The organism is Runella defluvii (genome assembly GCF_014195535.1).
GTDB lineage: Bacteria > Bacteroidota > Bacteroidia > Cytophagales > Spirosomataceae > Runella > Runella defluvii.
In genome coordinates this window covers 140534-159581 of the sequence record NZ_JACIBY010000007.1, presented here as the reverse complement: position 1 = coordinate 159581, position 19048 = coordinate 140534, and the positions used below count along the sequence as shown (strand labels likewise).

The 19048-nt window shown below is 45.2% G+C and carries 16 protein-coding genes; 11 read left to right on the top strand and 5 right to left on the bottom strand.

The genetic code is table 11. The features are described from left to right. The first annotated feature begins 109 nt into the window (after positions 1-109). Positions 110-2344: a T9SS type B sorting domain-containing protein gene (locus FHS57_RS17705; RefSeq protein ID WP_183976003.1), complete on the top strand. Its 2235-nt coding sequence runs from the start codon at positions 110-112 to the stop codon at positions 2342-2344. An 8-nt stretch (positions 2345-2352) separates the two neighbouring features. Here FHS57_RS17705 and FHS57_RS17700 read toward each other — a convergent pair whose 3' ends face one another. Then, the gene (locus tag FHS57_RS17700) at positions 2353-3210 is read right to left on the bottom strand and encodes an alpha/beta hydrolase (RefSeq protein ID WP_221225658.1); all 858 of its coding nucleotides are present in this window, start codon (positions 3208-3210) and stop codon (positions 2353-2355) included. Between the two features lie 220 nt (positions 3211-3430). On the opposite strand from FHS57_RS17700, the gene FHS57_RS17695 reads away from it, so the two are divergent. The 3 genes from FHS57_RS17695 to FHS57_RS17685 all read left to right on the top strand — a co-directional run bounded on the left by FHS57_RS17695 (position 3431) and on the right by FHS57_RS17685 (position 5531). Continuing rightward, positions 3431-4204 (top strand): SDR family NAD(P)-dependent oxidoreductase, encoded by a 774-nt coding sequence (locus FHS57_RS17695; RefSeq protein ID WP_028524718.1) that lies wholly within the window; start codon positions 3431-3433, stop codon positions 4202-4204. Between the two features lie 10 nt (positions 4205-4214). Further along, positions 4215-4973 (top strand): SH3 domain-containing protein, encoded by a 759-nt coding sequence (locus FHS57_RS17690; RefSeq protein WP_183975999.1) that lies wholly within the window; start codon positions 4215-4217, stop codon positions 4971-4973. 84 nt (positions 4974-5057) lie between these two features. After that, on the top strand, positions 5058-5531 hold the full coding sequence (locus tag FHS57_RS17685) for a CHRD domain-containing protein (RefSeq protein ID WP_183975997.1): 474 nt from the start codon (positions 5058-5060) through the stop codon (positions 5529-5531). Positions 5532-5592: 61 nt separating this feature from the next. On the opposite strand, the gene FHS57_RS17680 is transcribed toward FHS57_RS17685, so the two are convergent. After that, on the bottom strand, positions 5593-6852 hold the full coding sequence (locus tag FHS57_RS17680) for an aminotransferase class V-fold PLP-dependent enzyme (protein ID WP_183975995.1): 1260 nt from the start codon (positions 6850-6852) through the stop codon (positions 5593-5595). Between the two features lie 165 nt (positions 6853-7017). On the opposite strand from FHS57_RS17680, the gene FHS57_RS17675 reads away from it, so the two are divergent. The 3 genes from FHS57_RS17675 to FHS57_RS17665 all read left to right on the top strand — a co-directional run bounded on the left by FHS57_RS17675 (position 7018) and on the right by FHS57_RS17665 (position 13019). Then, positions 7018-7404 (top strand): hypothetical protein, encoded by a 387-nt coding sequence (locus tag FHS57_RS17675; protein ID WP_183975993.1) that lies wholly within the window; start codon positions 7018-7020, stop codon positions 7402-7404. Between the two features lie 97 nt (positions 7405-7501). Continuing rightward, positions 7502-11833: a CusA/CzcA family heavy metal efflux RND transporter gene (locus tag FHS57_RS17670; protein ID WP_183975991.1), complete on the top strand. Its 4332-nt coding sequence runs from the start codon at positions 7502-7504 to the stop codon at positions 11831-11833. A gap of 13 nt (positions 11834-11846) precedes the next feature. Further along, the gene (locus FHS57_RS17665) at positions 11847-13019 is read left to right on the top strand and encodes an efflux RND transporter periplasmic adaptor subunit (RefSeq protein ID WP_229601377.1); all 1173 of its coding nucleotides are present in this window, start codon (positions 11847-11849) and stop codon (positions 13017-13019) included. A gap of 146 nt (positions 13020-13165) precedes the next feature. On the opposite strand, the gene FHS57_RS17660 is transcribed toward FHS57_RS17665, so the two are convergent. The 3 genes from FHS57_RS17660 to FHS57_RS17650 form a co-directional block, all read right to left on the bottom strand. Next, positions 13166-13600 (bottom strand): DUF3592 domain-containing protein, encoded by a 435-nt coding sequence (locus tag FHS57_RS17660; RefSeq protein WP_183975989.1) that lies wholly within the window; start codon positions 13598-13600, stop codon positions 13166-13168. A gap of 134 nt (positions 13601-13734) precedes the next feature. Further along, positions 13735-15036 (bottom strand): hypothetical protein, encoded by a 1302-nt coding sequence (locus FHS57_RS17655; protein ID WP_183975987.1) that lies wholly within the window; start codon positions 15034-15036, stop codon positions 13735-13737. After that, on the bottom strand, positions 15029-15628 hold the full coding sequence (locus FHS57_RS17650; protein WP_183976242.1) for an RNA polymerase sigma factor: 600 nt from the start codon (positions 15626-15628) through the stop codon (positions 15029-15031). Before FHS57_RS17650 ends, FHS57_RS17655 begins: the two co-directional genes overlap by 8 nt. 179 nt (positions 15629-15807) lie before the next feature. Between FHS57_RS17650 and FHS57_RS17645 the strand changes: the two genes are divergently transcribed. The 4 genes from FHS57_RS17645 to FHS57_RS17630 all read left to right on the top strand — a co-directional run bounded on the left by FHS57_RS17645 (position 15808) and on the right by FHS57_RS17630 (position 19046). Continuing rightward, on the top strand, positions 15808-16170 hold the full coding sequence (locus tag FHS57_RS17645; protein WP_183975985.1) for a c-type cytochrome: 363 nt from the start codon (positions 15808-15810) through the stop codon (positions 16168-16170). Between the two features lie 129 nt (positions 16171-16299). Further along, positions 16300-17610, top strand: coding sequence for an FAD-dependent oxidoreductase (locus tag FHS57_RS17640; RefSeq protein ID WP_183975983.1), 1311 nt, complete (start codon positions 16300-16302; stop codon positions 17608-17610). Positions 17611-17701: 91 nt separating this feature from the next. Beyond that, positions 17702-18130 (top strand): QcrA and Rieske domain-containing protein, encoded by a 429-nt coding sequence (locus tag FHS57_RS17635; protein WP_183975981.1) that lies wholly within the window; start codon positions 17702-17704, stop codon positions 18128-18130. Positions 18131-18143: 13 nt separating this feature from the next. Then, on the top strand, positions 18144-19046 hold the full coding sequence (locus FHS57_RS17630; RefSeq protein WP_183975972.1) for a DUF5777 family beta-barrel protein: 903 nt from the start codon (positions 18144-18146) through the stop codon (positions 19044-19046). The last annotated feature ends 2 nt before the right edge of the window (positions 19047-19048 follow it).

The following is a 19048-nucleotide window of genomic DNA, read 5'->3' as shown; positions in this document are numbered from 1 at the left end:
ATTGTTTAAGCAACGCCAAAGAACATTCTTGCGTAATTACTTATCAGTTTGAATATCCGATTTATACACCGCGACAAAAGTACAACGAGAAGTTTAGCCCTAAAACCAAATGAAAAAAATTCTACTTCGCACATTGTGGATTTTGATGATTGTGCCAAGCCTTTCGTGGGCATCGCACATAGTGGGAGGCGAAATTGAGTTCTACCCAACCAACCAAGCTGCCAGCCGTTTTTATGTTGGGCTAAATTTTTATTTTGACCAAGCCAATGGTCGTCCCGCCGCAGAAACTCAAACAGTTACGCTTTATTTCTTTCGCAAATCTGACAATGCCTCCATGGGAAGTATTGAGCTTCCGCAAACCACCCGAAAGCTCATTAGCTATACCAATCCTACTTGTGGCGCGTTGAACGCCGATTTACGCACGCTGTTTATTAGGTACTCCAGCGAAATTATTATCAATACCCAAAACTTCAATGACCCGCGCGGTTATTACATCGTTTGGGAACGCTGCTGCCGAAATAGCATCATTACCAACATTCTAAATCCTGCAAGTACGGGTGAAACTTTTTATACCGAATTTCCCGCGTTGGTACAAAACAACCAACCTTATACCAATTCTACCCCCAAATTTGGCGAATTGAAAGGTGATTATATTTGCCTCAATCGCCCTTTCACATTCGATTTTAGTGGAAAAGATGCCGATGGCGATAGCTTGGTCTATTCGCTAACACGTCCTTGGGCGGGTTTTGCCAATACCAGCAATCCCGAACCAGTTGCGCGGGGTAGCAGCACCTATCCACAGGTCACTTGGGCAGCGGGTATCAGTGATCAAAACATGATTCCAGGCCCCGTTCCGTTGAGAATCAATCGGCAAACGGGCATCCTCAACGTTACCGCCGACAAAGCAGGACTTTACGTTTTTGCGGTGTTGGTGGAAGAATACCGAAAAGGCGTCAAAATTGGGGCTGTAAGGCGAGAATTTCAGTTTAAAGTGGTGGATTGCCCCCAGAATTTTGCGCCAACCGCCCTCTACCGAGAAGCAGGGAAAACCGCTTTTTATAAGGAAGGCGAAACGCTCACGATCAAACGCGACCAGTCGAAATGTTTGGACATATTGATTACCGACCGCGACCCTAATCAACGCCTGACGCTTCGTACGATTGGTATCAATTTTGACGACGCCAGTGTCTCAGCCAATCCGCTTACTTACGTCACCAAATCGGCAACTGATACGTTGAAGGCGCAGATTTGCTTTGAAAAATGCGTCGAAAGCCGTAATAACCAGCCCGTTATTGTTGAAGTCATCGTAGCCGACGATGGCTGTCCCCAACCGCTGCTTGACACGTTGCGCATTAGAGTCTTTATTGAAGGCGCACTCAACAACAACCCTGACGTAGTGACCAATTTAGCCAATAACCGTGCGGCCATTGCCCAAGGGACAACCCTCAATTTTAATGTCATAGGCAGCGATAAAGACAACGATGAACTGGTGTTGGAAGCACGCGGGCGCGGTTTTCAACTCAATCAGGTGGGCATGACTTTCAACAACGCTACGGGAAAAGGAACTGTTACACAACCTTTTACGTGGGTTCCCCCATGCAACGCCGTCGGGCAAGAGTACATTGTTGATTTTATTGTCACCGACGTGGCCTGCAATCGCCAAGTGAAAGATACAGTCACGGTTCGGCTGCAAGCGTCCCCCCTCCCCAACAACAAGCCAAAAGTATCGACAAGTCTTACCTCTACGGCCGTTATTGACGTTCCTTTGCCCGCCGCCGACGGGAGCGGTTCGGTTGTTTTTGACGTTTATTCTGACGATGCCGACAAAGCCGATCAACTGCGGTTATACGCGCAGGGACAAGGCTTTAACTTGGCACAATACCAAATGAAATTTGACGAAAAAACGGGAAATCCTCGCCTTACTTCCCGTTTTGAATGGAAACCCAACTGTGCTGACTACGCCGCAATGGCAGGAAAAGAAATGGTGGTGCATTTTATCACCCAAGACAATAGCTGCGGCACCAACAAAAACGATACCCTCGCCGTGAGAATGCGCTTAGGCAATTTACCAACGGCTACTAATGTCGAACAAAATACCCCCAATGTCATCACACCCAACGGCGATGGCAAAAACGATTGCTTTTTTGTCGAGGGTATTTCGAGCGTAGCTTGTGGCCCTCAATTTGAGAAAATAGAGATTTTTAACCGTTGGGGAAAATTGGTTTATAGTTCTATTGACACAAAGTTTAAGTGGTGTGCTGAAGGAGTGCCTGCTGGTCAATATTACTATGGTTTAAAATTTACCAATCAAACCATTAAAGGAACATTAGCGGTCATTAAATAAGCTGTTTATCAATACCTACCCCGAAACACATTAATCAGTTTATCGGCCAGCAACTCGGCTGAAAAATCGTGGGTTTGTTCGGGGTAAAAATAAACTTGGTGATTGATTCCGTACAACGTCAATTTTGCTTCGGTCAATACCCGTTGCTCAGGCGTGATGATGTTATCTTGTCCGCCGTAAAAAAGGATGGTTCTAGGTGCGGAGGGCGTCATCGTATTTAAGGGACTTGCTTGCAAAAAATCAAGCGGTGCTTCTTCGTACGATTTTCCAATGAGTTGCACAATCGATTTTTCTAAACCTGCTTCACGCAGCGCTTTGGAGGTCAGGTCGGTGGGGGCTACAATGCCCACTACCGCCCGTACACCATCCGTGGGATGGGTATAACTGTACTGCATCGCCAAGTGCCCTCCCGCACTCACTCCCCCGATGACAAAAGCTCCTTCGTTTAGGTGATAAGTTCCCGCCTTTTGCTTCAAAAAAGCCACCAATTGTTGAATATCTTCGATTTGCTGCCCAATTCTTACCCCTGTTTTGCTAGTCACGCGGTAGTTGGCATTAACAATCGTCAAGTTTTTTTGTGCTTTTTTAAGCTGTTCGACACTGGGAGTTAAAAATGATTTATCGCCCCCCGACCAAGACCCTCCATGCAATAAAATCAACACTTCAGATGGTTTTCCAGAAACAGTTTCGGGGTAATGAATGTCAAAACGTTGCAGAGGATCTGTACCATACGATTGGTCATAAAGGTCTTTGTACGAAGCAATTTGTTCATCAATAAAAGGGGTTAGCGTTTCGCTTTGGCAGCCAAACAAGGCCATTGTTACCAGATAAAAAGCCAATAAGACACGGCTAAGTTTCCAAGTCATTTTTAAACAAGTATTCATACGTTCAATGTCTATGGCCTGCGCCATTGGGTTGGAGTGTGGTACGTTCAATAAATATACGGGTTAAACGAAAAGAAAGATTAAATCAGTGTTTTGCAGGCTTTCTTTAAAATTGCTTCTGAAATATAGGTCTTTTCGGCAAAATCACGGTATTTTTGCCCACTTGATGACTTACTTTTTATAAAGCCGCATTTCAATATTCATGTTCACACTCACCAATAAAGTAGCCCTCGTAACTGGCGGAGCCAGTGGTATCGGACTCGCAATCAGCCAGTTGTTTGCGCAACAAGGCGCTTATGTTCACATTCTTGAGCTCAACCAGGCCCAAGCCCAAACCGTTGCCGATGAATTGGTGCAACAGGGTTTTCAGGCAGAAGCACACGCGGTAGATGTCTCAAAACAAGCAGATGTAGTCGAAACGATTCAAGCCATTATCCAAAAGCATCCCATTGATATTTTGGTCAACAACGCGGGGGTGGCGCACGTTGGGAAAGCCCATACAACCAGCGAAAGTGATTTTGAACGGGTGATGAATGTCAACGTCAAAGGGATGTACAATTGTCTTTTTACGGTCATTCCTCATTTTCAAAGCAAAGGTGGTGGCGTCATTTTAAACACTGCTTCGATTGCAGGTACCGTCGGTATTCCTGATCGGTTTGCGTATTCGACCAGCAAAGGGGCGGTGATTGCAATGACGCTTTCGGTAGCCAAAGATTATTTGCACGACAATATTCGCTGCAATTGTCTTTCTCCTGCCCGCGTTCATACACCGTTTGTGGATGGTTTTATTGCCAAAAATTACCCTGGCAAAGAAGCTGAAATGTTTGAAAAATTATCAAAATCTCAGCCGATTGGACGCATGGCAAAACCGTCCGAAATTGCCAGCCTCGCGCTTTATCTTTGTTCAGATGAAGCTGGTTTTATTACTGGTTGTGATTATTTGATTGATGGTGGTTTTGTAAAACTTAACAACTAATAATCAGGTCTTGAATTTTTCTATAAACATCGAATTTTCGGCTAAAACGTTCATCAAACTTTTGATGGCGATAGGGTATTTATTTACCTTGTCGGCGCAGGCTCAGCCCGTCAATTTACGTAAAGTTGATTCGTTGTTTTTGAATGGTAAAATCGAAGAAACGGAAGTGTTGTACGAACGCTACTTGTCTGGCTTCAAAAACACAACCCTCGCACCTCTACCTATTTATTATAAGTTGGCGTACATCAACGAAAAGCAAAACGACTATGCCCGTGAGTTGTATTATTTGAGTATGATTTACAACCGCCAACCAAGGCAAGCCGTTTTGAATAAAATTACGGAAACAGCGGCTAATTACAATTTATCGGGTTATGAAGTTGATGACTTTAGTTTCATTTTTCTATTTTTTAGGAAATACTCCCTTTACTTTACGTTGTTTTTGTTGATTGTTGGGATATATGCTTTCGTGGTGCTTGTACAGAAAAAAAGGCACAACGAACTCATACAACGACGCCACACTTGGGTCGTGATTTTGTATCTAAGCACCCTGCTTATACTACTCAACTTGCCTGACTTTTACCAAATTGGTATTATTAATAAGGAAACAGCTTTCCTGCGCGAATCGCCCTCCTCAGCAGCGCCCGTCAAAAAGGCGATTTCCCGAGGGAATAAAGTCATTGTCCTCAGTGAAACCGATGAATGGTTACAAATTTGGTGGGACGAACACGCGCTCTACGCCAGAAAGTTAGATGTTTGGGCCATCCAATAACGGATTTTTTCTCCCTAAACTATTGGATATTGACACGGAAAACAATATTATTGCATAATCAAACAAAACAAATCAGCAAATTCCATGAAGAAATTGACGCAAGCTCTACCCTTTTTCATCGCTCTATTGATTGTGGGAGTTATGGTCAGCTGTACTGAAAAAGGTCCACACACTAATCCTGAGGTCAAATTTGAAGCAACGCTGACAGGTGCCAATGAAGTACCTCCCGTCACTACCAGTGCCACAGGCCGTATGGAGGGTGTTTACAACAAAGAGACCAAAAAGCTCACTTATACAATCACTTACTCTGGTCTTACTGCTACTGCGGGGCACTTCCATAGCGGCAATAGCTGGGAACCAGGGCCAGTAGTTTATAACTTTGGCAGTGCATTAAATTCTCCTATTTCTGGTTCTTGGGAGTTAAACCAACAACAAGAAAATCTGCTGTTTTCAGGATTGCTTTATGCAAACATTCACACAGCAGTAAACAAGGGTGGAGAAATTCGTGGCCAAGTTAACATGGTAGATTTCAACGCTTGGAAAGCAAGTCGTAAATAATCGCTTTCTACTTTTTTTATTAGCCCTTCCAAGTTCAATGTTAACTTGGAAGGGCTTTTTTTTAGCCTGCTAGTTCTTTCAACGCTTTCACAAACGTGTCTAATTCCTGGGTGGTGGTAAACAAATGAGGCGTTACGCGCACCCCGTGAACGTTGGCATAGTCAATCGCGACGGTCCAAATTTTATATTTTTCCATCAACGTTTTGGCCAACTCTGCAGGCGAAAGCTTGGCTACACCCACGTTTCCAATCGCACCGTGGCGGGTAGGATCCGCAGAAGTATTGACCACAATGCCAGGATGGTTTCTGACTTTGGACGTCCAATATGTTTGCAAATACCGTAGCCGTGCTTCTTTTCGTTCAATGCCAATTTTTTTGTGGTAATTAATGGCATCAGCCAAGGCCAAATCGGTATGAACGGGATGCGTACCCGTGTGATTGAGTTTCCGAATGTCGTCGTCGGGATAGCCCGTTTCTCCCAATAGAGGCCAAATTTGATTGATTTTTTCTTTTTTTACGTACAATAAACCTGCCCCCAACGGGCACCCCAACCACTTGTGAAGGCTGCTTCCGTAGTAATCACAGTGCAAATCAGGGATTTTAAAATCAAAATGCCCTACCGCGTGTGCGCCGTCCACCATCACCTCTACCCCACGGGCATGCGACATGTCAGCGATTTTTTGAATGGGTAAAATATGACCTGTGATATTGATGATGTGGCACACCATCAGAAGGCGGGTTTTAGGCGTAATGGCTTGTTCGTAAAGCGTCACAATTTCGTCGTCGGAGGCAGGATGATTCGGTACCGAAACAAATTTGTTCACTATCCCATAGCGACGAGCTTGTTGTTTAAACATATCAACCATGGCACCATAATCTTGGAAAGCCATCACCACTTCGTCGCCCGCTTTCCAGTCGATGCCCGAAATGATGGTATCGAGCGATTCTGTGGTATTACGCGTAATGATTACTTCCTCGTGTGAAGCGCCCACCAATTCCGCCAATTGTTTCCGCACGGCCAGCTTGTCATCAAACTGCCGCGTCCGCATATAACGCGATGAAATTTTATTGATGTCCCTAACGTGCTGGATATACGTATTTAGCACTTCGTCGGATGCCAAAACATAATAGCCGTTTTCGAGGTGAATAAACTCCGAAGTCACGGTAAAGCCTTTACGAACTTCTGCCCAAAATTTTTCATTTTGGGCTATTTCTTCGGGTGATTGATGTTGAAAAGCTGCCAAAGCCGTATCCACTGTTGTTTGACTCAATGCGACCAATCCTGTCACAGACTGGAGGAATTCACGTTTGTTGAGAAGCATGATGATGGTAAGGGGTATGGTTAAAAAGTAAAAGTAATTTTTCTTCCCCAAAAGTATCCCATGTAGGCACCAATTTCTTCGTAATTACGTTGGATTATGACAACCATCATTGAAAAACAAATACTCGTTGTCGTTATTTAGGTTGTTTTACTGTAAAATTCACTCGTGAAAGGGTTCATTTCAAAGCTTTTATTGGCAATTTACCTACTTTCAGCAACTCCTTGTAATCAGTTGCTCAAGTTGCCTGTGCTTGTAGTACACTTCCACGAACACCAACACCGCGACGCGGGTACTTCTTTCTTCAGTTTTATTTATCACCACTATGCTGTCAATCACGCGGATGATGGCGACACCGCCCGCGACCAGCAACTGCCGTTTCAGTCGCACGATGACTGTGGGTCGTTTCAAGTTCCCATTTATCTTTTTCCGAAGTTTGAGCCTTTAGCACCTCGCGTGGTCGTTTTACAATCAGAAAAACCTTCCTTTTATTCTGATTCGGATTTGCTAGCTACCTATTTATCAGCGATTTGGCAACCGCCCCAACGCGCCTAATGAAACATTTTTGAGCCACTATTGGCTCCTTTTTTTCCCTTGCTGCTCTTTTTAGTGCCGCGAGGCGATGCTATTGTTTCATTTTTACATCATTGCCATGCTAAATTCAATCATTGAGTTTTCCGTCAGGAACAAACTCATCATTGGGCTATTTGTCCTTGCCCTCATCGGTTACGGAACCTACGAAGTAACCAAACTCCCCATTGATGCCGTCCCCGACATCACCAACAATCAAGTACAAGTCATTACGATTGCGCCGTCATTGGGAGCGACCGACATTGAGCGCTTAGTTACCTTTCCCATCGAACAAGCCAATAACAACATTTCGGGACTTATCGAAATAAGAAGCTTTTCACGCTTTGGGTTATCGCTAGTAACCATCGTTTTTGACGATGCCACAGACATTTATTGGGCACGGCAGCAAGTAGCCGAACGCCTCCAAAAAGTCCAAGCTGAAATTCCTCAAGGTATTGGAGTACCTGAACTAGGCCCTGTTTCGACGGGTTTAGGCGAAATTTATCAGTACGTAGTTCGTCCCAAAGAAGGCTACGAATCACAGTACAACGAAACCGACTTACGAACCATCCAAGACTGGATAGTCCGCCGCCAACTCCTTGGTGTAAAGGGCGTTGCGGAAGTGAGTAGCTTTGGAGGCAAACTCAAACAATATTCCATTGAAGTGGATCCCAACAAACTACAAGCGTACGGAATTACCATCAATGATGTCTTCAAAGCCCTCGAAACCAATAACCAAAATACGGGAGGTTCTTACATCGAAAAAGCATCTACGGTGCTGTATATTCGCAGTGAGGGACTGGTAGGTACGTTGGATGACATCAAAAATATTGCCATCAAGAGCCTCAGCGGGGGTACACCTTTATTTATTGGAGACGTAGCCGATGTAAAACTAGGATATGCCACCCGCTTTGGCGCCATGACTTACAACGACCAAGGAGAAGTAGCAGGTGCGGTGGTGATGATGCTCAAGGGTGCCAACAGCAGCGAGGTAATCAAAAACGTCAAAGAGCGCATTGCCCAAATTCAGAAAACCCTCCCCGAAGGTGTGGTTATTGAAGCGTTTTTGGACCGAACCAAAATGGTTAATAATGCCATTGGAACGGTAGAACAAAACCTCTTAGAAGGTGCCTTAATCGTCATTTTAGTACTTGTGTTCTTTTTGGGCAACCTCCGCGCGGGTTTGCTGGTTGCGTCAGTGATTCCATTGGCGATGCTGTTTGCCATCATTATGATGAACCTTTTTGGCGTCAGCGGCAACCTGATGAGTTTGGGCGCGTTAGATTTTGGGCTTATCGTCGATGGGGCGGTGATTATTGTGGAGGCGGTTATGCACCAACTTTCCCACAACAAAAAATTTACCGAACTAACGCACCTTAGCCAGCCCCAAATGGACACGGAAGTAAAACAATCGGCCAGTAAAATGATGAACAGTGCTGTGTTTGGACAAGTCATTATTCTGGTGGTTTATTTACCCATTTTTACCCTCCAAGGTATTGAGGGAAAGATGTTTAAACCCATGGCACAAACCGTAGCTTTTGCCTTATTGGGCGCATTTTTGCTTTCGCTGACGTATATCCCCATGATGAGTTCGGTGTTTTTGAGTAAAAAAATTCATCATGTCCCCAATTTCTCCGACCGATTCATGGCAAAAGTGGAAATGTTTTACCAAAAAGCCCTTACCAAAATCATAGAGTTCCCAAAAATGGTTTTAGTCGGCGTGATTTCTCTTTTTGCTATCTCAATCTTGGTTTTCAGTACTTTGGGCGGCGAATTTATCCCTGCTCTCGAAGAAGGCGACTTTGCCGTGGACACCCGCGTTCTTACAGGAAGTAGCCTCTCCACGACCGTTGAAAGCACCCAAAAAGCGGCGCATATTCTCAAAACTCGCTTTCCAGAAGTGGAAAAAGTGGTCACAAAAATTGGGAGTGGCGAAGTCCCTACCGACCCCATGCCCATGGATGCCAGCGACATGATGGTGATTTTAAAAGACAAAAAAGAATGGACTTCTGCCAAATCGTTTAGTGAATTATCCGAAAAAATGGGAGCAGCCTTGGCCGAAATCCCTGGGGTAACGGCAGGGTTTCAGTTTCCCGTTCAAATGCGTTTCAATGAACTAATGACGGGCGCGCGGCAAGACGTAGTTTGTAAAATTTTTGGAGAAAACTTAGATACGCTTGCCACCTACGCCAATAAACTAGGGGCGCTCATCGAAAAAATCGACGGCGCCAAAAACCTCTACGTGGAAACCGTGTCGGGGATTCCCCAAATTGTGATTCAGTACAACCGAAACGCCATTGCCCAATACAACCTCAACATTACGGACATCAATCGGGTAGTGAATACGGCTTTTGCGGGGCAAAGCAGCGGCATGGTGTATGAAGGAGAAAAACGCTTCGACTTGGTCGTCCGCCTTAGTGGCGCGCAAAAGAAAGACCTGACTTCGGTTCAAAACTTGCTGATTCCCACACCCAACGGCCCGCAAGTTCCGCTGTATCAATTGGCCGATGTTCAAATCAAAGAAGGACCCAACCAAATTCAGCGAGAGGACGCCAAGCGTCGCATTGTCGTAGGGTTCAACGTTCGCGGTCGCGACGTTCAAAGCATTGTCAATGAACTCCAAGGCAAAGTAGTCCAAGAGATTCGCTTCCCAACGGGCTACTATATTACGTACGGCGGGGCGTTTGAAAACCTCAACGCAGCCAAAGAACGGCTGATGATTGCCGTACCTGTTTCGTTGGCGTTGATTTTTCTGTTGCTCTTTTTCGCCTTCAATTCCGTCAAACAAGGACTGCTCATTTATTCTGCCATTCCTCTGTCGGCCATTGGGGGGATTTTGCTTTTGGCCGCGCGCGGAATGCCCTTTAGTATCAGCGCGGGCGTTGGGTTTATTGCCTTGTTTGGGGTAGCCGTTTTAAACGGCATTGTACTCATTGCTGAATTTAACCGACTCAAAGCGAGCGGACTAGAAGACGTCAAACAAATTGTCATCCACGGCACCAAAGTTCGACTTCGCCCCGTATTGATGACGGCGTTCGTCGCTTCTCTGGGCTTTTTGCCGATGGCTATCAGCAACGGCGCAGGTGCCGAAGTCCAACGGCCACTTGCTACGGTCGTGATTGGCGGGCTGATGATTGCTACCTTTCTGACGTTGTTTGTCTTGCCCATTTTATACATGACGTTTGAAAAAATTGGAAAAAAGCCTCCCCTAGCCGTTCTCATGGCGTTAGGTTTTATTAGTTTTTCAACGCAAGCTCAAACGCCCATTACGTTGGAAGCAGCGATTGATACCGCACTGAAAAACAACTTATTAATCAAAAACGAAAAGCTCGTTTCGGCTTACCAACAAGCCCTGACGAAAACCGCCAAAGCGCTCCCTCAAGCGACCGTCACAGCCGAATTGGGACAAATCAACAGCGTTTATTTTGACTCCAAAGTCGGTATTGGTCAATCGTTTAGCTTTCCGAAAGTATATCAAACCCAACAAAATTTATTGAACGCCGAGTGGCAACGCAGTGTGTTGGCCGTCAACGTTCGGGAGGCGGACGTTCGGAAGCAAGTTGCCCAAGTTTTTTACGAATTGGTGTATTTACAACAAAAGAAACGGTTGCTCCAGTTTGCCGATACCCTTTATACCGACTTCTTCAAACGGGCAGAATTGCGGCTTGCCAAAGGTGAGAGTAACATCCTTGAAAAAGCCACAGCCGAAACGCAATTGGGGCAAATTACGACGCAGTTGAATCAACTTCAGTTTGATTCCGAAGCGCTTCAATGGCAATTTCAACTGCTGTTGAATACAACGACCCTATTTACTCCGACCGTTTTGGCGTTCAAACTCGCCTCCTCTTCTCAACTTCTTTCCTTCAACGACCACCCTTATTTACGGTGGTTGCGGCAACAGCAACAAGTAGCCGAGGCTAGTTTTCAGGTTGAAAAAGCACGCTTGTTGCCGAACCTTTCGGTGCTGTACAACAACGGAAGCATCCGAGGAATAGGCGCTGATAATCAATCATATACAGGCTTTCACCGCTTTCAATCGGTACAGTTTGGCGTAGGAATCCCGATTTTTGCAGCGGCTCAAAAAGCCCAAATCAACAGCGCTAAAGTTCAAAAACTCATCGCTGAAAGTAACGTTCAAGTAGGCGTTCAATCGCTTCAAACCAATTACCAAACGGCCAAAGCCCAGTACCAGAAGTTTCTGAATACGGTCACTTATTTTGAAAATACGGCTTTGTCCAATGCTCAATTGATTATGACCACCGCCAACCAACAATTGTTGGCAGGAAACATCAATTATCTGGAGTGGGTTCTGCTCGTCAATCAAGCCACCACGGTGCGAAACGACTACGTAGAGGCAGTCAAAAACCTCAACAACGCTGCTATCCAGCTCCAGTATTTCAGTCAAACCAATTAATACTTCGACTCCTATGAAACGTACCATAAAATTCCCAAAAATGCCATTCGCTCCCTCTTTTTTGAGCGGACTCCTTTTCTGTGCAGCCGTTTTTATTCTAACAGCTTGCAGTAAAAAAACCTCCGAAACCAACGCGACCGCTGCCCCAGCGGATGAAAACTTGATTCAACTCAGCGATGCCCAGCTCAAAAACGCCGAGATTGTAACGGGCGCATTGACCCAAAGGCCTATTTCGTCGGTGTTAAAAGTAAACGGACGCGTTGAAGTTCCACCCCAAAACGTGGTTTCCATCAGCGTACCTACGGGTGGTTATTTGGAAGAAACCGATTTGTTGGTAGGGATGAACGTTCGCAAAGGGCAAGTGTTGGCTGTGATGGAAGACCAGCAGTACATTCAACTCCAACAGGATTATTTGACGGCAAAATCCAAAATCAACTTCCTCGAAAACGAGTATTTGCGCCAAAAAGACCTCAATCAAAGCAAAGCCAGCAGCGACAAAGTGTACCAGCTTTCGGAAGCGGAGTTTCGGAGCCAAAAAGTATTGATTAGCGCCTTGGCCCAAAAACTTCGGTTGGTAGGCATCAATCCCGACCATTTGAGCGAAAACAACATTACGCGTACCGTTAAGGTTATTTCGCCCATCAACGGCTATGTGTCTAAAATCAACACCAACATCGGTAAGTACGTCTCGCCTACCGAAGTTATGTTTGAATTGGTGAACCCTTCGGACATTCACTTGGTACTGAAAGTGTTTGAAAAAGACGTGGATAAACTCTACATCGGGCAGAAAATTTGGGCTTATACCAACAATCAACCCGAGCGAAAACACCTTTCAGAAGTAATTATGATTGGGAAAGACCTTACGTCTGACCGTGCCACGGAAGTACAATGTCACTTTCGACAGTATGACAAAGCCCTCATTCCAGGCACCTACATGAACGCGGAAGTAGAAGTTAAAAACAACCAAGCCTACGTTCTTCCCGAAGATGCCATCGTGAGGTACCAAGGCAAACAGTACGCGTTTGTCCAGAAATCAAATAAAGAATATTTGATGAACGAAGTCAAGGTAGGAAATACTGAAAATGGCTTTACCGAGATTTTATCTCCAGCGCCCAGTCAGCAAAATTTCGTCGTCAAAGGCGCTTATACGCTTTTGATGAGCCTGAAAAACAAGTCAGAAGAATAAGTACATTGATTCTTTACCCGCAGATATTCGCAGATTTAAAGCCGCAGATTTTCGCTGAATAATGACAATTAAAACTCCCTTCTCTGCGAAAATCTGCGCTTGCATTATTCTGCGCCCATCTGCGGGTAAAATTTTTAAACTATTAGCTAGAAAAACAATTCCTTGAGTAAGCTAGGCAGCCCAATCAACGAAAATACCACCCCAAAGGCCCCCAACACGGTAGGAAGTAGCCATTCATCTTTGCCTTCCATCAATACCTCGTTGGGGTTGCTTTTTTGGTACCAAATGCGAATTGTTTCACCTACCTGAAATTGCACGGGCGTCGTGTAAAGCGATGAGTAATATACCCTTGTTTGGTTACGATTATCGGTAAATTGAATCACAACGGCCTTGGCCGTAGAAGGGGGAATTTGCGGCTTTTTATAATGAGCAATCACCAAAGCGGTCGTTTCTAGTCCGCTTGATTTTAGTTTTCTGTTTTTATTCCAGAAATAGTAAGCAAACCCCAAACACACCAGTCCTACCAGTGCAAAGGCGCCACTAAAAATTACCCAGCTCCAAGAAATTTCGCTCGTTTTCATCCGCAAGTTGTTTACTTTGTGTAGTCCGTTTTTTATGACACCAAAGTTGCGATACGAAAACAATTCGCTCAATTTTTTTCTATTGAACCTTCAAAATGAGAGACTAAGCCGTTGTTTTTACCCAAAGAACCAATTTACTTTTTCCCAAACTCTACCCACAACGAGGCTTTTATTCCAAACACATTGTTCCCCCCAACGGCATATTCGGGTTGACGGAACGAAAAATTGGCAAAGGGCTGTACTTGCGCAATGCCTTGCTTCCATTTCTTCTGAATACCCAGCCCAAACGTATATTCGTAAAATGATTTGGGCACGTGTCTGGTTTCGGCAGAAAGGTATTGCTCTGCTCCATCTTTGTACGCTTCAAACTTTACTTGATTAAAAGCCCGTAAATCCACGTTGGTGGACGTGGCAAAAACCAAGGAAAAATCGCGCCGCAGTGGTAAATAATACTTGAACCCAATCGGCATTTCAACCGTTGAAACGTGCGTCTCGATTTCTTCCAAATGATCATTGGGCGGAATGACGTCGGCAAATTGTTTGACAAAATCTAGCCCTGTGGCCGCATTATATTCTTTGACAGTCTCATACTCTTGGCTCATAAATGAATGGGCGTGTAAGCCTGCTGAAATGCTAAAATTGGGCGATAAAAACAGTTCCACACTCGGCCCGACGCCTATTTTTCGGAGCCCAAACTCCGATTCTACCCCTACCCGTACGCGTGGTGTTGGGAATTTGAACGTTTTCTTTGCTAAGGGAGGTGCAGCTTTGGCCGTGGTGTCTTTTGAAATAGGCAACTGCGCCACTGGTTTTGGTTCTGTGGTCAAGGAATCGTCCTTCGCAGTGGTTTCATTCGGTGTTGGCTCGGTTGGTACGGCTTCCGTCGGTTGCGCTTCGAGCGGTTTCTCGGTAGCCGCTACCGCCAGGGTATCCGTTGCTTTTGCGCCACGCGCTTCGAGTGCTACTTGCGTTGGATTTTTCTTTACATTTTCCTTTTTTAACCGCTGATTTTTAGTTCCTTCTGAACTAGCATTCGTACTGGCCAATTGATAACCGTTTTCGTCAGTGTTAGACACATAGCGGTGCTCTACCACCATTTTTTTGATGATATAAACCGTATCTACTTGGTGAGCGGTGACGAGTTGCGCCGATGAGGAAGTCGTTCGCCGCAGCGTTGCTACATCTTGTTTTAAGATAGAATTTTCTTCATAGAGTCGTCTTATAAGCTGCTGATTTTTAAACTGATAATAAAGATTCCCGAGCAAACCCGTAAAAATAAGTCCGCCCATGGTCAGCAATCCCCACTCTCTTAAAAACGACAAATACCAAGGAACGGGCAATCTCTTTTTGACCGTTTCCCAGCCCTCGGGGCTCATCGGGCGGTTGACGGACTCCAGTTGTTGTTTGATTCTCCGTTCAAAAAAATCATTATTCATGTTTGTGTGTGATTTCATCTTGTTGAATAACATACGCACTAATCCAACTTTGCAGTTTTGCCTTGGCTTTCGACAAGTTGGAGCGTGATGCACTTTCGCTAATTCCGAGCATTTCTGCGATTTCGTTGTGGTTGTACCCTTCGACGACCGACAGCGAAAAAACCGCACGGTACGATGCTGGGAGCCGTTGGACGAACATCATTATTTCGTCAGCCGTAATATTTACCAGGTGTTCATCCTTGTAATAACTATCCGAATAAGGCACTTGCGATGCTTCGTCTAAATCAGACCAGCTGATTTTGTGCGAGTTCCGTCGATAATGGTCAATAGCGGTATTAATCATAATCCGCTTCAGCCACCCTTCAAACGGCTGAGTAGAATCATACTTTTCTATTTTATCAAATACTTTTAAAAATCCGTCACTGGCCATCTCTTCCGCTTCTACCTCATTTTGAGCATACCTGAGGCAGGTATTCTTGGCAAAATTGGCGTAGCGTTCATACAACTGACGCTGCGCTTTTGTATCTCGCCTAAGACACCCTTCCAGTACTTCTTGCCACGTAGTAGCGCTACTTTTTCTTTTGAAAATCACCCTTGTTGCTGCGTTGAGGTTCTTACGATTTAGAATACGAGAAAGATACGTAGAATGCTTCTTCAAAAAAATAAAAAAAATAATGAGGTACCGAAGAAGCGTTTCAAATGCCTACCAGCGTATGCTATTATAAATGACCTTCCTCCTTTACACTTGTTTAACCATTAAATTATTTTTTTATGAATCTATCCTCTTTTAAACCAAAAATTGCCGTAGGCGCACTGGTCAGCGCGGTTATTTTTTCATCTTGTAAAGAACAATTCCTGGCCGAAACCCCAACTACTGGACTTACTCAGCAAAGTGCCCGTGCGGCGGCCGTCACCGAGCACCCAGGCAGGCTCATGGCTTCCAACTGTTTTCAATGCCACGGCACCAACGGCTACGGTATGGAACACTTAGCGGGCATGAAAACGACGGAGTTGATTGGTGAACTCAATGAGATGAAAGGCAAAAGCGTAGGTGCAGACATTATGAATGTACACGCCCAAGCGTACACCGCGGATGAAATCAAACTAATCGCCGATTTTTTTTCAAAGCAATAATTCCGCCTTCCTCTTTTTCTTCTAAACTTCCCTGCTGCGTAGGTGTAAGTCGAATCCTCTTGTGCTTTCCTGGCGGTTTCAGGAAGCCTTTTTAACCAATTTTTTTAACCTAGAGACTACTGACAGATTATGAAAAGACGCGATTTTATCAATCATCTTGGGGCTTCTGCCTTGGGGTTAGCTGCTATACAGGAAGCCTTCGCCGATGGCACTATTCTTTCCAATGCACCCATTCAAATACCCACCAATACGGGCGTAAGTGGCCGCGTGGTTGTGGTGGGAGGAGGTATGGCAGGTACTACTGCCGCCAAGTTTCTACGTTTGTGGGGTGGAACGGGAGTAGAAGTCACCCTCGTTGAACCCAATGCGGTCTATTACTCTAACATATTCAGTAACATGGTGTTAACAGGCGACCGTACCTTGAGTCAAATTACCTTTAATTACAATACCCTTGTTAGTAAATACGGCGTAAAACTCGAAACCAGTGCCGTGACCAACATCGACCCCATCGGGAAAAATGTTCGCCTGAGCAACGGAAAAACGCTGGCCTACGACCGTATGATTTTAGCTCCAGGCATTGATTTTGACCCACTTCCACTTTCAGGAACGGCCGACAATCAAGCCAAAATTTTGCATGCTTGGAAAGCAGGGGCCCAAACAACGGCCCTGAAAGCGCAAATCCAATCAATGACCAAGAATGACACCTTTATCTTGACCATTCCACCCAAACCGTACCGCTGTCCGCCTGGCCCCTACGAGCGTGCTTGCGTGGTAGCTGATTACCTAAAACGCGTAAAAGGCGGCGGAAAAGTAATCATTCTGGATGCGAACTCAGGGATTCAGGCACAACCTACCAACTTTACGAATGCTTTTAACAACACCCACAAAGGCATCATCACGTACGTGCCAGGCGCTACTATCAACAGCATTGATGCCAACACAGGTACAGTAAATACGGCCGTAGGGTCGTTCAATGGAAAAGTAATTAACGCCATTCCAACGCACAAAGCAGGTAACTTGATTACCCAATCGGGCATCGGACTGGCCAATGCAGGTGGCGGAAGATGGGCGGGAGTAAATGTGCTTTCGTACGAGTCAACGGCCGTACCAAATGTTCACATTATTGGTGATGCTTCGTCAACTACGCAGCCCAAAGCAGGCCACATTGCCAATGCCGAAGCGAAAGTATGCGTTGATGCCATTATCAAATTGTTCCGTGGAGAAACGGTCAATCAGGCGCCTATCACCAATTCCTCTTGTTTTACTCCCATCACCAAAACAACGGCCTCTTGGTTGTCGGTGGTGTTCCGTTATGACCCTGCCACTGCGACTATGTTACCAACGGGCAAAGGCGTTGTGGAATCAAACGGCGCATCAAAAGATTTTCACGAAGATATGCTCAAATGGTTTGACAACTTGATGTCAGACACATTTGCTTAGTAGGGTTTCTTGAATTCGACTTTGCCCAAGGCGGCGATTCTTGGGCAAAGTTTACCACTTACTGTTTTACACAAACGTCTAAATACATTTTATGAATCAGCAAGAAAAAATCAAAAGAAACGAGTTTTTGAAAAAACTTGGATTCTCAGGCGCGGCTCTTTTCGCCCTTTACACCCTCGACAGTTGCCAAAACGAATCAAACGTGGCACCCCTCGCTGGTGATATTACCGTCGATTTAGCCGATGCGTCCAACGCCCAACTAAAAACGAACGGTGGTTATGTCATTAAAAACGGGGTGGTGATTGCTCGCGTAAACGCAACTACTTACATTGCCGCTACCCTTACGTGTAGTCACGAGGGTAAGACCCAAATTACGTTTAAGAACAACGAATGGTATTGTACTGCCCACGGCGCTCGCTTCGACCAAACGGGCAAAGGATTAAATACGGAAGGAAAAAAAGGGTTGAAGATATACCAAACGACACTTTTGAATTCTACCCTAACAGTTAAAGCTGCATAATTGACAATCAGTCATGAAGAAAATCATTCTAATAGTATTCATCTTGAGCTATGGCAGCGCCATGGCCCAAGATGACCTCCTCAAAATGCTTGACAACGAATCGACAGGCCCTTTGTATGCCACGGCGACGTTTAAATCGACACGGGTCATCAATGGCCAATCCGTTGAAACCATCGCTAAAAAGCACCTCGATTTTCGGATTTCTCACCGATTTGGGGCTTTAAACTCAGGTTTTTCCAATTTATGGGGGTTGGACGAATCACGCATTCGGATTGGACTAGAATACGGCGTTACAGACCGTTTGATGATTGGAGCGGGGCGGAGTTCGTACCAAAAAACGTACGATTATTTTGCCAAATACAAGCTTTTGCGACAATCCAATCGGTGGTTCGAGCCTGTGAGTATTGCGGTTTTTGCAGGGGCTTATACCAATACGATGCCCACTGCGCCCGACATGAAATTTTATAACAACCTCGAACGCCAAATGTACGTGGGTCAGTTGCTCATCGCTCGAAAGTTCAACGACCGAGTTTCCTTGCAATTGAGTCCCACGTTTTTACACCGCAACAAAACCGAAAGCCAAATCGACGAAAACGACGTTTTTGGCACGGGCATTGGAGGCCGTTTCAAACTTAGCAAACGTACTTCGTTCAACGCCGAATATTTTTATACCGTCAAAAAAATCGGTACGGCCTACGTTCGTGACCCACAATACAAAGATTGTTTATCACTCGGTTTTGACATCGAAACGGGCGGGCACGTCTTCCAACTGCATTTGTCTAACTCACGCGGGATGATTGAAAACCAATTTATTGGCGCCACCACGGGAAGTTGGGGCAAAGGCGATATTTTCTACGGATTCAACATTTCACGCGTATTTAGCTTTGACCGAGACGCTAAAAAAACGCACAAATAACT

Coding starts and splice junctions, on each gene's coding strand:
- FHS57_RS17705 (WP_183976003.1), top strand. CDS start 110: ATGAAAAAAATTCTACTTCGCACATTGTGGATTTTGATGATTGTGCCA.
- FHS57_RS17700 (WP_221225658.1), bottom strand. CDS start 3,210: ATGACTTGGAAACTTAGCCGTGTCTTATTGGCTTTTTATCTGGTAACA.
- FHS57_RS17695 (WP_028524718.1), top strand. CDS start 3,431: ATGTTCACACTCACCAATAAAGTAGCCCTCGTAACTGGCGGAGCCAGT.
- FHS57_RS17685 (WP_183975997.1), top strand. CDS start 5,058: ATGAAGAAATTGACGCAAGCTCTACCCTTTTTCATCGCTCTATTGATT.
- FHS57_RS17680 (WP_183975995.1), bottom strand. CDS start 6,852: ATGCTTCTCAACAAACGTGAATTCCTCCAGTCTGTGACAGGATTGGTC.
- FHS57_RS17670 (WP_183975991.1), top strand. CDS start 7,502: ATGCTAAATTCAATCATTGAGTTTTCCGTCAGGAACAAACTCATCATT.
- FHS57_RS17665 (WP_229601377.1), top strand. CDS start 11,847: ATGAAACGTACCATAAAATTCCCAAAAATGCCATTCGCTCCCTCTTTT.
- FHS57_RS17660 (WP_183975989.1), bottom strand. CDS start 13,600: ATGAAAACGAGCGAAATTTCTTGGAGCTGGGTAATTTTTAGTGGCGCC.
- FHS57_RS17655 (WP_183975987.1), bottom strand. CDS start 15,036: ATGAATAATGATTTTTTTGAACGGAGAATCAAACAACAACTGGAGTCC.
- FHS57_RS17645 (WP_183975985.1), top strand. CDS start 15,808: ATGAATCTATCCTCTTTTAAACCAAAAATTGCCGTAGGCGCACTGGTC.
- FHS57_RS17640 (WP_183975983.1), top strand. CDS start 16,300: ATGAAAAGACGCGATTTTATCAATCATCTTGGGGCTTCTGCCTTGGGG.
- FHS57_RS17635 (WP_183975981.1), top strand. CDS start 17,702: ATGAATCAGCAAGAAAAAATCAAAAGAAACGAGTTTTTGAAAAAACTT.
- FHS57_RS17630 (WP_183975972.1), top strand. CDS start 18,144: ATGAAGAAAATCATTCTAATAGTATTCATCTTGAGCTATGGCAGCGCC.